Annotated in this window: 14 protein-coding genes; all 14 read right to left on the minus strand. The window is 46.9% G+C overall.

What is annotated here, in order from left to right:
* Window positions 1–47 precede the first annotated feature (47 nt).
* The 14 genes from csaB to AC58PV_RS27200 all read right to left on the minus strand — a co-directional run bounded on the left by csaB (window position 48) and on the right by AC58PV_RS27200 (window position 14,273).
* A complete protein-coding gene (gene csaB, locus AC58PV_RS27135; RefSeq protein WP_497435802.1) occupies window positions 48–1,175 on the minus strand; it encodes a polysaccharide pyruvyl transferase CsaB in 1,128 nt (375 codons plus the stop codon).
* The gene (locus AC58PV_RS27140) at window positions 1,148–3,199 is read right to left on the minus strand and encodes a DUF5693 family protein (RefSeq protein WP_497435804.1); all 2,052 of its coding nucleotides are present in this window, start codon (window positions 3,197–3,199) and stop codon (window positions 1,148–1,150) included. Before AC58PV_RS27140 ends, csaB begins: the two co-directional genes overlap by 28 nt.
* Window positions 3,200–3,372: 173 nt before the next feature.
* The gene (locus AC58PV_RS27145) at window positions 3,373–5,067 is read right to left on the minus strand and encodes a phospho-sugar mutase (protein WP_497435807.1); all 1,695 of its coding nucleotides are present in this window, start codon (window positions 5,065–5,067) and stop codon (window positions 3,373–3,375) included.
* 32 nt (window positions 5,068–5,099) lie between these two features.
* Window positions 5,100–5,528 carry a 3-hydroxyacyl-ACP dehydratase FabZ gene (gene fabZ, locus AC58PV_RS27150; RefSeq protein ID WP_029195635.1) on the minus strand — a complete coding sequence of 143 codons (429 nt, stop codon included), beginning with the start codon at window positions 5,526–5,528 and terminating at the stop codon, window positions 5,100–5,102.
* A gap of 169 nt (window positions 5,529–5,697) precedes the next feature.
* Window positions 5,698–6,216, minus strand: coding sequence for a CDP-alcohol phosphatidyltransferase family protein (locus AC58PV_RS27155; protein ID WP_497435809.1), 519 nt, complete (start codon window positions 6,214–6,216; stop codon window positions 5,698–5,700).
* Between the two features lie 113 nt (window positions 6,217–6,329).
* On the minus strand, window positions 6,330–6,551 hold the full coding sequence (locus AC58PV_RS27160) for a DNA-directed RNA polymerase subunit beta (RefSeq protein WP_068669561.1): 222 nt from the start codon (window positions 6,549–6,551) through the stop codon (window positions 6,330–6,332).
* Window positions 6,552–6,574: 23 nt separating this feature from the next.
* Window positions 6,575–7,441, minus strand: a complete 867-nt coding sequence (locus AC58PV_RS27165; protein ID WP_497435811.1) for a flagellar hook-basal body protein — start codon at window positions 7,439–7,441, stop codon at window positions 6,575–6,577.
* Window positions 7,442–7,465: 24 nt separating this feature from the next.
* The gene (locus AC58PV_RS27170; protein WP_497435812.1) at window positions 7,466–8,359 is read right to left on the minus strand and encodes a flagellar hook-basal body protein; all 894 of its coding nucleotides are present in this window, start codon (window positions 8,357–8,359) and stop codon (window positions 7,466–7,468) included.
* A 37-nt stretch (window positions 8,360–8,396) separates the two neighbouring features.
* On the minus strand, window positions 8,397–9,395 hold the full coding sequence (locus AC58PV_RS27175) for a rod shape-determining protein (RefSeq protein WP_056611625.1): 999 nt from the start codon (window positions 9,393–9,395) through the stop codon (window positions 8,397–8,399).
* Window positions 9,396–9,569: 174 nt separating this feature from the next.
* A complete protein-coding gene (spoIIID, locus tag AC58PV_RS27180) occupies window positions 9,570–9,860 on the minus strand; it encodes a sporulation transcriptional regulator SpoIIID (protein WP_056611628.1) in 291 nt (96 codons plus the stop codon).
* 247 nt (window positions 9,861–10,107) lie between these two features.
* Complete coding sequence (locus AC58PV_RS27185; protein WP_497435813.1) at window positions 10,108–10,845, minus strand: peptidoglycan DD-metalloendopeptidase family protein; 738 nt, start codon at window positions 10,843–10,845, stop codon at window positions 10,108–10,110.
* Between the two features lie 82 nt (window positions 10,846–10,927).
* The gene (spoIID, locus tag AC58PV_RS27190) at window positions 10,928–11,977 is read right to left on the minus strand and encodes a stage II sporulation protein D (RefSeq protein WP_497435814.1); all 1,050 of its coding nucleotides are present in this window, start codon (window positions 11,975–11,977) and stop codon (window positions 10,928–10,930) included.
* Window positions 11,978–12,494: 517 nt separating this feature from the next.
* Window positions 12,495–13,814, minus strand: coding sequence for a UDP-N-acetylglucosamine 1-carboxyvinyltransferase (murA, locus tag AC58PV_RS27195; protein WP_497435887.1), 1,320 nt, complete (start codon window positions 13,812–13,814; stop codon window positions 12,495–12,497).
* A gap of 198 nt (window positions 13,815–14,012) precedes the next feature.
* A complete protein-coding gene (locus AC58PV_RS27200) occupies window positions 14,013–14,273 on the minus strand; it encodes a DUF1146 domain-containing protein (protein ID WP_497435816.1) in 261 nt (86 codons plus the stop codon).
* Window positions 14,274–14,282 lie beyond the last annotated feature (9 nt).

The following is a 14,282-nucleotide window of genomic DNA, read 5'->3' on the forward strand; positions in this document are numbered from 1 at the left end:
GGTTGCTAATTAGCAATAAGTTGTAATTAATAGGAAAGTCGAACTAATCAACTTCCACTCCTCTTATAAAAAGAAACAATCCGCTGCGCGGGCAGCTGGGCTTGCGCCTTCAGCTGCTCGATGGCGGCGCGCGAAGCAGCCGCCCACTGCTCGCGACCATCGAGGAGGCCCAGCGCCTCCTCGGCAAAGGCCGAAGCATCGAAGCGAGCTGTCGATGCGGCAGCTTTCATACCAAGCCTATGGAGGAACTGGTCGATCTTCGGATCGTACGAGATCCCCACCATAGGCACGTATTGCGAGGCTGCATAGATCAAAGAATGCAGCCTCATTCCGATCAGCAGGTCGCACCCCGCGACCTGCGCGAGCATATCCTGCGGATGCGTGATGCCACGCACCATCTCCGCCCTGCTCTTGTGATCGCCCAAGCGGTCGATCACGAACTGCGATGCCACCTCATCCGAGGGGAGGTGGAAGGGCAAGAACCGCAGCCGCACATCCGTGCGGGCTGCGAGCAGCTCTTGCAGTGACCGCGCGAGAGCTTCCAGCTCGGAGCGGTCCTCGTTCCAGAAGCGGACGGACACGCCGATCGTCCGCACCGCACTAACGCTGCCGTCCGCCGCGGCAGCAACACCGTCCCGGAGGGGCAAGCCCATCACCGGGTCAGGCACGACCGTGATGCGCTCCCGCGGGAGGCGCATCGTACCCAGCAAGTCCGCGGACTCCGTGTCGCGGACCGATACGAAGGCGCAGCGCTTAAACACGCTGCGGATCCAGCCAAAGAACATCGGCCGGTTCACCGGCCCGATGCCTTGCGAATAAATAAACGTTGGCTTCCCGAGCCATTGCGCTATTTTTAACACAGCCAAGTAATACGGAATCGTCTTCGAACTTGTGGCATCTTGCAGTAGACTGCCGCCACCACTAATCAAGCCGTTCGATTCACGCAGCGCCTTTAGCAGCGGACCCGGCTTCATCCGATGATAAGCTTTCACCCCGTACATGGCTGCCGTTTTCTCTGGGTTGGCTGAAAGCACGATAGGTTCAATCTGAATGCCCTGTGCCTGACTTTGCTCCTGCAAAGCGAACAGTATCGACTGCAGTACAGCCTCATCCCCGCTATTATCGAAACCGTAGTAGCCGGATAACGCTATTTTGACAATTGGGGCTGTACCCATCGTTTCCAACTCCTTGCGAGTATTTCCCAAGCTGCAATGAGGACTAAGCCGATGATTGCACCTAGCACAAGTCCGTAGAAAATACGGATTAAGGAAATGTGCAGCGGCGTGTGCAGATGAGCAAACGTATCCACTAAGGAAAGTTGGCCGACGACACCAATGAACAACAAGTACACCGCATGACGATATCGAACAGATAAGTAAGCTCCCAATACGAATATCGGATGAGCAACCAGGAACTCCTTCGTTCGTGGGCGCACGCCTAAAGTATTTTCCAAGAAAGAACGGAATAACTTCTCAATCGAAGAAGCTTGTCCTTCATTCCCCGTACGGGACAAGTAGTAGTAAACAGCTGCAAGTCCTACGCCTGCGATCACAATCCACAACACACTTATATAGGAAGAAAGCAATTGGCGAATATTCGCGATCTTTTCCTTATACGTATTATTCTCACTAAAGAATAAGAGATACACACCAACTATGGCAATTGGAAGCAAATGCAGCATCCCAACCCCTCTGAACTGTTGCAGCACCAAGGAATAGGTCACATGATTGAGCAACGCAACGACATAAACAATGCCTAAGCAAGAAATGAGCGATGTTCGAAGCAGTTGCCATAATCCATAAGTGAGTCCTGATTTCCACTTCGCTGCAACACCCGATCGCACTGATCGAATGGCCAGCATGACGGCAACGCTAGGTGCACTAATGGCCGTCGCCAAGGCAAGGCCTTGCGCGTACAAATTCGCCGATAGCGTGTGCAGCGCAACCAATCCAAGTAAACCAACTACGAAGAAAACAATGGTTAATTCAGGCAGGAAGAACGAAATCATCCATACGATTAAGCTTAATCCGCCTAACAGCAAGAAGAAGCGAGCAATCTTCTGCCACCCTGTCGTCTGTACCTCGAATGCCTCAGCCTGTCCTAGCGTAAAGCCTACGTCTTGGATACGGGGAATGGCACCATCTTTCCCCTGCAAGGCTGCATAATAGGACGAAAGTGGATCAACAAGCTTGCCTTTATCTAAGCTTTTCACTGGTCTGGCATTCAGGAACACCATGCGGATATTGCGATCCTTCACAGCTAATACAAGTCGATCTGACACGCCTTGCACACGATCTGCAAGCTCGGCTTTCTTCAGCGGTTCTGTCAGTTTCTCGCCATCCTTCTCTGTAAAAGAGTGGAGACGCACAACGTTGTAATTCGTTTGTTTCGCTAACGTACTAAACCCTTTTTGCGGTTCCTTTAATAACTCAATTGCTGCGAGTCCAATGCCGTACTTATTAAGCAGATCCGCCATTTTATTCAAATTGACTTCTGTATCCTCTTCGGTATACCCAGGAACTTCGTTCCCGTCCACGATGATGCGTTTAACTCCATAACTATGAAATTGCTTTAACAAAATATCCATCTCGTTCGTATGGAACGGCCTGCGATTCGCTAACCTAACGACGATTTGGAAGCCTTGCTCCTTTAACATTTGCATCGTGATCGGATCTGGATCCATCGCCTTAATATTCGCGTCATCCATGCTCATCTGAATGATAAGTCCGTTCCGATTCTTGAAGCTCCACGGCTTCACGCCTACTTGCAGATCCGCAAACGTCTTCTGAATTAGCGGCTCTAACTTCTGTTGCGTTTGGTTATCCGCGAACAGCACATATGTATAGTTTTCGCTTGGGTTCCCCAGTGTTTGGGTCAGCATAGCCGCGTCACGAGAGTTGTACATCTCAATACGACGGCTTTCCTTGAACTCGGCTAATGTACTCTCGTAGACAGCCATAGAGCTAATGCCCGCGGCTTTCATGTTCTTCAGCTCTGTGTTCACAAAGTTCTGAGGATTCGTCTGCACATCGGCAATATCTAATAAATCACGATAGTCGAAGACGAATTCAACTTGATTCGCCGACGTTTCCGTTTGGTGACGTGTATAAGCGAGCGGCAAGGAACACAGCATCCCTACAATCACAATCCACCACAACATATTTCTTAACGGGTTATTCCAGGTTTGATACAAATTCACTAGTTCGTCCACTCCTTAGAGCATTTTACTTTCCAATCCCGTATACACTCGAAAACCTCTCCGCCCCCAAACGCGGGGAATACGCCCAATCCATGGTAGACACGTATCCAGCCATGAATTAGACGAGCTATCCCTCACTTAGGTTCTGAAGAGGTTTTGTAACACCTATTAGGTTATTCGTCTATACGATTAAGCACGTATTGAATGATACCGTCTAGTTGCTGCGCAGCCTCAGGCCGTGTTGCTCCTTGGACTGCAAAGTAAAATTTAATTTTCGGTTCCGTACCGGATGGACGTAAGCAGAACCATGAACCGTCCTCCAGTTTGAACTTCAATACGTTCTCCCGAGGTAAGCCATTAATCCCTTGTGCATAGTCTTCAACGGAGCTTACACGTGTGCCACTAATCTCGGTTGGCGGATTCGTCCTCCACGCTTCCACCATGCGGCCAATTTGCTCCACGCCATCTTTCCCTTTAAGGGTTCTTGATTCCAGTTTTTCCAAAAAGTAACCAAAGGATTCGTATAGCTCTTGCAGCACCTCATACAAGGTTTTGCCTTGCTTCTTATAGTAAGCCGCTGCTTCCGCGATTAACATCGCTGCGATGACAGCATCTTTATCTCTTGCATAATCGCCAGCTAAGTAGCCATAGCTCTCTTCATAGCCGAACAGGTACGTGTATTCACCTGTTTTCTCGAATTGCGACATTTTTTCACCGATATACTTAAAGCCTGTCAAGGTATTCAATGTTGGAATACCATAATGATTCGCAATAACTGCGCCCATCTCACTTGTTACGATCGTTTTGATCACAACACCATTCGCTGGAAGTGTTCCACGTTCTTTCATGCTCGACAATAAATAGTTCACAATGATCGCACCGGATTGATTGCCCGATAACACGACGTATTCACCATTCGGATCTTTCACAACAGCGCCCATACGGTCAGCATCCGGATCAGTTCCGATAATGATATCGGCATTCCAATCCTTCGCTTGTGCTATGGCTAGCGTGAATGCTTCGCGCTCTTCCGGATTCGGCGATTTAACCGTTGAGAACTGTGCATCTGGCAACTCTTGTTCGGCAACAACACGCACTTGTTCGAAGCCAACAGCTTTCAAAACCTCACGGACCGGTATATTGCCTGCGCCATGCAGTGGCGTGAAAATCACACGGAAATCATCGCTGATTTCCTTAATAATGTCTGGATTTTGACTAACAGCCGTCACAGCCTTGATGTAAGCCTGATCGACATCTTCGCCTAACCAAACGAGAAGCCCTTGCGCTTCTGCTTCCTGCTGAGACAATTTCTTCACTTTATCAAAAGTATTGATACTTTGTACGTGGTCAATGACTTGCTCTGCGAATTCAGGCACCAATTGACCACCGTCTGCACCGTACACTTTATAGCCATTGTATTCTGGCGGATTGTGACTCGCTGTCACAACAACCCCCGCTGTTGCGCCTAAGTATCTCACGGCAAAAGAAAGCTGCGGTGTCGCATGCAACGTCTTGAACAAATACGCCTTAATCCCATTACCCGCAAATACTAGCGCGGACTCCAATGCGAACTCAGGTGACATATGACGGGAATCATAAGCTAGAACGATAGCTGGATTAACCGCGCCTGTCCCGTTTACATATTGGGCTAAGCCTTGGCTTGCACGACCCACAGTATATACATTAATACGATTGGTACCCGCGCCAATGACCCCACGGAGACCGCCCGTCCCAAATTCAAGATCTTTATAAAAGCGATCCTCGATTTCTTTCTCATCTTCCCGAATAGCTTGAAGTTCTTGCTTCGTTTGCTCATCGACAGCTGGATCTTGGAGCCATAATTGATACTCTGTTTGCACACGCGTCATCGTCGTAGGTTCATCTCCTTTATATGTATGGGCTATTTATTAGCAAGGGCGAACATAAGTTCACCTTCAACTACCACTTTATCGCCAACTTTTGCTACAGCTTGACCTTTAACAATGGTTCCTTTTACCCGTGTAATGGTCATTTCTAAGGTAAGCGTATCGCCAGGCACAACTTGTTGACGCCAGCGAATACCATCTGCACCTGCGAAAAGGCCGATTTTGCCTTTATATTCAGGCATGGACAACACAGCTACAGCACCAACTTGCGCTAAAGCTTCCACAATCAGAACTCCCGGCATCACCGGGTAACCAGGAAAATGCCCTGCGAAGAAAGGTTCATTAATTGTAACGTTTTTGATTCCTACCGCTCTAACCCCTTCTTCTACCTCCAAAATACGGTCAACCAGAAGGAAAGGCGGGCGGTGAGGAATAATCTCTTGAATTTGATTAATATCTAACATCGTTGTTCTTGCTCCTTTCAAACACTTGTCATAAAACACAAGAAAATTACCCACAATAGGGAAGTCCCTTCATATCCTGCAGAAGTGAAGGTTCATATAAGGGGAGCTTATGTAACGGTCTGTATCACAGACCCCTACATAGGCTCTTTTTTCAATTTAATTATACTTGTTATTTAGCTCGAGCCCCACGATTTAATAGAAGGAACTGGAAAATATAGATGAATGATGTCAAAAAAGAGACCCCGATCACGTACCATAAATAGGTGATGCCAAAGGTGAATTCAAACACAATAAAGAGGATGGCGAAATAGTAGAGCACCGTCGTTAGCTTCCCCATAACATTCGCTGGAACGGTCAGTTTGCCTCTGAAATGAAAAAAGGCGGAGCCAATAATCATACCTGCATCACGAATGAACATAGCCACTGCTGCCTGCCAAGGAATCATCTCTGAGATGAGGAGAGAGAGGATGACCGCAATCATCATGCATTTATCTGCTAACGGGTCTAACATGACACCCATCGGAGTGATCATCTTACGTGTTCTAGCGATGTAACCATCTAGAATATCCGTTAATCCCGCTACAAGTAGAATGATGAAAGAGGTTCGGATGTAGCCATTAAAAAAAAGCACGAGGTACACGGGGATTAGTACAAACCTGCTGATCGTGAGCATGTTCGGTATATTCAAGGTACTCCTCCTGCGCCTAAGTATCCGATCCAAATTTCATTTTTTGGTAGATAAAGTCTTTCTCCATTATACAACTGCTCTTACAAAAATAAAACTCCCATAAGGGAGTTCGACTAATTCGCAAAAACGAGATCGTATAAATGCCGCCATGTGCTTACATGTAAGATTTCTGATGAAGGTTGATTGCCGAACTTCGTGTAACCCACCCATAAACCAATATAAATCGCTGCAATAGCCAACACGGGAATGCGTACGATTTTGAAAATAAGCCATAGAATCTTCTGCCATCTCGGCCTAGGCTTCTTCTTAACTGGAGCAGGCTTATCTGCCACCATGGCCTATCCCTTCCTTCCTACGACTACCCACGTAAATTGTTAGCCATGTTCATCATCTGGTCAGAGGATGTGATAGCTCGGGAATTCAGCTGCAATGCGCGTTGAACAATAACTAGGTCTGTCATTTCATCCGAGAGTGTCACATTGGATTGTTCGAGAAAGCCCTGCATTAAGCTAACGCGAGTCGCTTCTGTTGCGGCCACACCGTTCACATCTTGCAGGATATTCGCTTTCTCACCCGCTGTAATTCCCGCTGGAAGTGTGTATAAATTATCCCCCACGTCTTGAAGAAGCTGTGGGCGTACGACACGCACCAGCTTGATTTGACCTAATGTTACGGGTGGTGCTGTTGGATTTTGTTTGTTGTAACCTTGGATAGTACCATCTTGCTCAACGACAGGTCGAAGTCCCGTTGGTATATTAATCGGGCTTCCATCGATATCAGCAACGAAATGACCTTCTTTGGTCGTCAGTACCGTTCCGCCTTGACCGTCTGGTGTTAAGCTGAATGCCCCGTTACGAGTCCAAGCGGGCTGAAAAACTTGATCACCATTCTCGTCAACCTTGCTGACGGCTACTTCAAACAAGCCGTCGCCTTGAATGGCGAAGTCGGTTGTATTACCTGTCGACTGAATCGGCCCTTGTGCCAAATTCGTTTGAATTTGTACAAGTCTCGATCCCCAGCCTTGGTTGAAACCAAGCGGCGAGAAGCGGCCTTGTTGGCGAAACCCTTCAGGCTGTGCTTGCACGTTCGTCAACACATCCTCGAAGGAAGCTTCTTTCTTCTTGAAGCCGTTTGTATTAACGTTTGCTATGTTATTGGACAGAATATCCAGCTTTTGCTGTAAGCTATGCATGGATACCGATGAATTAATCATGGAATTGTTCATGTTGGGCTCCTCCGCAAGCTAGATTTAGACGCGTCCTACTTCGTTTGCTGCTTTGTCCATACTTTTATCATAGGATTGAATGACCTTCTGATTAGCTTCATAGGCACGAAGCGCAGACATCATATCAACCATCGATTGTGCGGAATCCACGTTCGAACGCTCGATAAAGCCTTGGCGCACTTCAACTTCGTCGCCCGGTGCTACTTGTGTGATCGTCGCTTCATCCCCTGGATTAATACGTAATAACCCATTCCCCTCGCGAAGCAACAGATTCGGATTCTCAGCACGCGAAAGCATCAAACCGATTGGAGCGCCTGCCGCATCCAGAAGCGGTCTTCCTTCGCTGTCCATGAACTCGCCCTTACCTGTTACTTTGAAATTGGAGATTGGTTGCCCCGTGCCATCCAACAAGACTAGAGCTTGTCCATCTCGGCCCAACACTTGTTCACCGTTGGCATTTACGAGCTGACCTGCCGCATCGACTGTAAATTTCCCGTTCAGGGAGTAACGCTGCTCGCCATTCGGGTTCAAGACGGTAAATAGTGCCTGCGGTTGGAATGTTCGCTCCCCTTCCGCATTTACATATTTACCGGTTGCATCGAATGTAATTCCTGGCAGTTGAATGTTAGACACCAATGCAAAATCGAAGGGATTCTTTGTTTCCTGCAGATCACCTTGGGTGTGAACAGCGATGCTCTCCTCTGAGAACACACCTAGACTCATTCTTCCAAGCGGCGCTGGAGAGGCATCTTTTCCACCGCGAATCGTAGAAATCAGCATTTCTGGAAATGAACGCGACAAGGCATTACCCTGTTTAAAGCCCGGGGAATTCAAATTGGCAATATTGTTCGTTATGGTATCGTGTCTACGTTGCTCAGAAATCATCCCTGCGGTCGCGGTATACAGTCCTCTTAACATCTAGTCACCTCTTAGATAGTCTTAATTAAGTTATCTTTTAAAATTTACGCTTGGTTACTTTATCTAAATTATCCAACATGATCCCCGTGCCTTTAACGACACAAGACATCGGATCTTCAGCGATAAGTACAGGCACTTTCAACTCATCCGCCAGCAATTGGTCAAGCCCGTGCAACAAGGCACCGCCGCCTGTCAGAATAACGCCACGGTCAATAATGTCCGCAGATAACTCAGGTGGTGTCCGCTCAAGTACGCTCTTCGCCGCTGTAACGATGGAATACACCGGATCCCATAGCGCTTCCTGTACTTCACTGGAGTGAATGGTAATCGTCAATGGAAGTCCAGAAACCATGTCTCTTCCGCGAATATCCATTTCTTGATCACGACCATGTGGATATACCGTTCCAATTTTCAACTTAATGTCTTCGCTTGTCCGCTCACCGATCAATAGCTTGTACTTATTTTTGATATACTTCGTGATCGCTATATCGAACTTGTCTCCAGCGATCTTAATGGAAGAGGAGGTGACGATGTCGCCCATGGATAACACGGCAACATCCGTCGTCCCTCCGCCAATATCAACAACCATGTTACCGCTAGGTTGGAAGATGTCCATGCCAGCGCCAATTGCTGCCGCCTTCGGCTCTTCTTCCATGAATACCTCTCGGGCACCGCTGCGCTCCGCTGCTTCGCGAATCGCTTTCTGCTCAACGGAGGTAATGTTGGTAGGGGCGCAGATCAGTATTCTCGGATGAGAATACCAATTCTTGCCCCCAATTTTGGCAATGAAATGCTTCAACATCATTTCCGTAATATCAAAATCCGCGATAACACCGTCCTTCAGAGGACGAATCGCAATAATGTTACCAGGTGTTCTACCTACCATGCGGAAGGCTTCTTCCCCAACAGCTAACACACGTTTCGTATCGCTTTCAATCGCAACAACAGATGGCTCATCAAGCACAACTCCGCGACCTTTTACATGAATAAGCACATTTGCCGTGCCCAGATCTATTCCAATATCCTTGCTGAACATTTCTAATTAATCCTCCCTAAACCTACCGTCCATCCCGTGAAGAATCGGCGCTCTGATATACAGTTCTAATTATAAGCTAAATTCGCTATAAATGCATGTTTTCCTCTTTTTCCGTGAAATTTCGACATGCCCAGTTAAAGGAAACATAGGAAACATCTCGGGATGAAGGGTATCTTAGGACTTAACCGTAACCAGGATTTCGGAAAGCTTGGGATTACGGGTCTTACGATACTTAATTTTCGTCGCTTCTCCTCCCCTAAGGTGCCGAATTGACTTGTGATACTCCAGAATGTGCTTCACCTGATTGGCCAGGTCCGGGTTGATTTCCGGTAGTCTTTCCGTCAAATCCTTATGCACTGTGCTTTTGGAAACGCCGAATTCCTTAGCAATGGTGCGAACCGTATTCTTGGTCTCGACGATACAGGTACCAATCTTAATGGTTCGCTCTTTGATGTAATCGTGCACTCCCCTCGCCTCCCTACTCGAGATAGTTTGGTAAAGTATATGAGGGGCATGACTAGATATTCTACGTAACCAAGCCTGACAAGCTCATTTCCCATATTTATTTTCAAAATAATCACCGTTAATGGGCTTTAGGCGCCAAAACGGGTCCAATTTTCAAGAAAAATGTGAAAAAGCAGCAGGAATATCCCCGCTGCCGTTCACTATATGTAGGCCTTAACCCCATGCATCGTAATGCTCGAAATGCTGCTTATTGCTTAGCGTTCAAGAGGCTTTCTGGGTTAACGGCTGCATTGTCGCTAACTTGACGTACTTCAAAGTGTAAATGCACGCCATCTTCCTTCTCGAAATCGTTGCTGCCAGCTTTGGCGATAACATCGCCTTTCTTCACTTCAGCACCCTTCGTTACCTTCACATCAGATAAGCTCTGGTAAATACTGATCAAACCGTTGCTGTGCGTAATCTCAACGAGCTTACCAACAACAGGGCTTTGCTCAACTGCTGTAACTTTACCACCTAGTGCGGCTAGAACATCAAATGCTGCACCATCTTTGGCTTTCAAGTCGATTGCGGTGTGCGGTGTTAGTTGATCAAGGTATTCGATCATAGCCGCTGCCTTCACATCATTGGATGCATTCGTGTCATAGTAAGGAATTGCTACTTCGACTGCAGCTCTGTCCTTCACAGGCCACTGCATGGCTTCCGTAGTTCCGTTAACCGCGAGAGCACCATCTAGTGGTGCTTTGGGATTATCGGTTTGTTCGCTGCTGCTAACCTTAAGACCTGGATCATCTAGGCTGACTGTTTTCGTTCCTGCTCCCTGGTACACCCACATTAAGGTTAAGATAATTGCTGCTGCTGCCACATACGTCGCTGGGAATACCCATTTCTTAGCAATCAATCTCTTCCATGCAGATGTTGAACCTTGTGCTCCTTGAACAGTTTTAGGAGCTTCTTCTTTCTGAAAACCTTTGTTATTATCACTCATGGTTATCACCTCATCAACCATTCTTGACACTTTACAAGGTTTTATACTTGAAGAAAGATATTTTTATAGAAACATTACAAGTTTACGATTTGTTAAGAAAAGAGGCTGCATTTTCAATAGAGATGCCCGTGTAATAATAGGTTACAATCTCCTCCGCAGTTTTCCCTTCTTTCGCCATACCGTTGGCGCCCCATTGACTGAGACCTACGCCGTGGCCGTATCCGTACGTGGTAATCGTAATTTGAGATCCCGCCCATTTCCAAGCGAATTGAGAGGATGCTAGACCTAGCTTCTCTCTGACTTCACGTCCTGTAAATACCTTGCCTCCGATCGTCATGCTTTTAATCCGATGTCCCGTAGACCAAGAGAGGACTTTCATGCCTTTGGCACTGGTATCTGTCGTTGCGATACTCGGCACACCTAGCTTCTGGAGCATTGTTTTATAAGAAATCGTGACACTATCTTGATAGCGAGAGGACAGCTTAATATCCCATGGACTAGGCACGCTACGCAAATAAGGGCTCTTGAAAGGCCAATATTCTTCCGAATTCTCGGTATATCCATTACTAGTTGAGAAGAAAGTCGCATTAATCGGCACATGTCCATAAGTAAGTATTTTATCCTTAGTCTCATTGACAGCTCTATCAATTTTTGCCATATTCGTTTCGTACTTGGCCTTGTCCCACTTCGCTCTAAGTTCTTCGTCAGTCAGATAGGCTTGATGGGCTGTTGTGTCTGTCACAAGTGCATCATCCACTGGCATATTGCTATAATCCTTCTCTATGACTCTACGCACGACATAAGTTCTCGCTGCCATCGCTTGTGCCTTGAGTGCTTCCAGTTCGAAATCTACTGGCATTTCAGCAGCTAACACACCTCTTACATATTGTTCTAGTGGAACGGTTTGAATGGTGGCCTGTTTCGTTAAATACACTGGAATCATCAACCCTTGTTCTGTGCTAGTCTCTTGCAGGGTTGAGGAGTTTTCAATAGGCACCGGGTACACCTGATCAGTCGGAATCTTCTTGACTAGCAATCCAGGAACAATGATAGTGACACACAACATGGAAGACAAGCAAACAGCCATCCACAGGATGACTTCTTTTCTGAGCACGCGTTTCTTTTTGAACATATGTCTGAGCAGCCTCCATTAGCGCGATTACTAGCAGCAACTTTGGTATGTCTTAGCTTATGAGAGGGGTTGCTAGAATAGAACACGAACGAGACTTGAAGAAATCCAAACTGCCTAAATAGATACCTGTCTGTTGAGCAAAATGTGAGGTGAACGCGTTCTCTGTCTAGTATTTTTAACTGGAACGTGTGCGAGACAGAGCCGTTGAATGCCACGTTCTACTGGCTACGATTTAACTGGAAAACCTCCAGCTATTCTGGATGCAAACACCTGAAATTACTGAATAGGTGGAAAATCTACAGGTAAATTCACCGCAATTGCCTATATCAGCAAAATCTCGCGAAATTAACTACAGGAAATCCATTTAGTTTATGGGTTACGAGAAAAGGGAAGGAATTAACTGTAGTTTTTACAGTTAAACATGCGAGTTCGGATAGTCAAGCTGCCAGGTGGGTACGCTTCGAGGTTTATTCAAAAAAAAGAACCATCAGGTCCGTTCCCTGATGATTCCTTTAACTTACGCTAGCGTTGGTTGGATATTGAAAAATCCAAGCTCTGCCACTTCTTGCTCAATCTCTTGTGGAACCGAGCGATGAATATCAGCACCTAGTTCACGCAGAACGTCCGTGATATCGACATAGCCACGATCAATGTGGTGAACACCCGTGATCTCCGTCTCACCATCAGCCGCTAATGCCGCTAGAATGAGCGCTGCACCCGCGCGCAAGTCGGTCGCGCAAACCTTGGCGCCACGAAGCTTGGAGTTGCCGCTAATAATCGCTGTGCGGCCGTCCACTTTAATATTTGCATTCATATTCGCGAATTCTTCTACATGCATGAAGCGGTTCTCAAAAACCGTCTCCGTAACAAGGCTCGTTCCGTCCGCTACCATCAACAGTGCCATCATTTGTGACTGCATATCTGTTGGGAAGCCAGGGTAAGGCAACGTTTTCACGTCTACCGCGCGCAGCGGGCCCGTAGCTCGAACGCGAATACCATTCTCATCTTCTTCAACCGTTACACCCATTTCCTGCATTTTGGAAATGACAGGACGAAGGTGGTCTCCAATTGCGCCCTCCATATACAAATCACTGCCCGTTATAGCCGCGGCAATCATGTATGTACCAGCTTCAACACGATCTGGAATCACCGTATGTACGCAACCACGAAGCTTCTCTACACCCTCAATACGAATAACACCCGTTCCCGCACCGCGGATCACAGCGCCCATCGCATTGAGATAGTTGGCTAAATCAACAATTTCCGGCTCTTTGGCCGCATTTTCAATTGTCGTTGTACCTTCCGCAAGTGATGCGGCCATCATAATATTCTCGGTTGCACCTACGCTGGCCACATCCAAATAAATCTTGGCACCCTTCAGGCGCCCTTTCACCTTGGCTTCAATATAACCTTGACCTAGTTCAATATCGGCACCCATCGCTTCAAAGCCTTTGAGATGCTGATCAATCGGTCTTGTGCCAATCGCACAGCCACCTGGAAGCGAAATTCTCGCTTGACCCAACCTAGCTAACAAAGGACCCATCACGAGGAAAGAGGCTCTCATTTTACGGACCAGATCATAAGAAGCTTCACAGGTATTAATCTGCCCAGCTCTTACTCGAATCACCTGACGGTTGTATTCGACTTCAATTCCCAAGCTTTGTAATACTTTATTAATGACTAGTACATCGTCAAGGGGAGGCGCATCATGGATGACGCTTTCACCTTCCGACCCCAGAATGGAAGCCGCAATAATTGGCAGTACCGCATTTTTTGCTCCATTGATTTTCACATTGCCAGCTAGCTTTCGGCCACCGCGGACGATAATTTTGCTCATCATGGTCCCTCCGCGCACTTATTTTAAAAGACAGGTTTTGCACATTTCCTAAGTTTATCATTGGAAGCCACATAGATACAACTGTGTTCTTTTGGCAGTCAGAGATGCCCTACATAGAGTTCGAAGCGTAATGTGATTTTCATGCCGTTCTATTATCCATTGTTGACAACAAACTTGTTCATTATTCGGAAAATCACATTAAAACATCTTACTGAAGCTCATCGAGAGACCTAAATACTGAATGATAAAGCCTGCAACCAGCTGTCCGAGTCCAATCGAAAGTAAAATTTGCAGCATAATCGCTTGTGCACCTTTGGAATTTCGTAGGAAAACATCAAAACGGAACGCCTGCAGCGACCACCACGCTAAACCAATGCAAAGAATATAGACAGCTATACTAGCTATGTTCATCAGCGACGCGTATTGCGCCACTTCACTCCATTTGTCCGTCTCGCCCATAGGTCACTC

This window comes from Paenibacillus sp. J22FR83 (assembly GCF_059691955.1).

Coding starts and splice junctions, on each gene's coding strand:
- csaB (WP_497435802.1), bottom strand. CDS start 1,175: ATGGGTACAGCCCCAATTGTCAAAATAGCGTTATCCGGCTACTACGGT.
- AC58PV_RS27145 (WP_497435807.1), bottom strand. CDS start 5,067: ATGACGCGTGTGCAAACAGAGTATCAATTATGGCTCCAAGATCCAGCT.
- fabZ (WP_029195635.1), bottom strand. CDS start 5,528: ATGTTAGATATTAATCAAATTCAAGAGATTATTCCTCACCGCCCGCCT.
- AC58PV_RS27160 (WP_068669561.1), bottom strand. CDS start 6,551: ATGGTGGCAGATAAGCCTGCTCCAGTTAAGAAGAAGCCTAGGCCGAGA.
- AC58PV_RS27165 (WP_497435811.1), bottom strand. CDS start 7,441: ATGAACAATTCCATGATTAATTCATCGGTATCCATGCATAGCTTACAG.
- AC58PV_RS27170 (WP_497435812.1), bottom strand. CDS start 8,359: ATGTTAAGAGGACTGTATACCGCGACCGCAGGGATGATTTCTGAGCAA.
- AC58PV_RS27175 (WP_056611625.1), bottom strand. CDS start 9,395: ATGTTCAGCAAGGATATTGGAATAGATCTGGGCACGGCAAATGTGCTT.
- AC58PV_RS27185 (WP_497435813.1), bottom strand. CDS start 10,845: ATGAGTGATAATAACAAAGGTTTTCAGAAAGAAGAAGCTCCTAAAACT.
- spoIID (WP_497435814.1), bottom strand. CDS start 11,977: ATGTTCAAAAAGAAACGCGTGCTCAGAAAAGAAGTCATCCTGTGGATG.
- murA (WP_497435887.1), bottom strand. CDS start 13,814: ATGAGCAAAATTATCGTCCGCGGTGGCCGAAAGCTAGCTGGCAATGTG.
- AC58PV_RS27200 (WP_497435816.1), bottom strand. CDS start 14,273: ATGGGCGAGACGGACAAATGGAGTGAAGTGGCGCAATACGCGTCGCTG.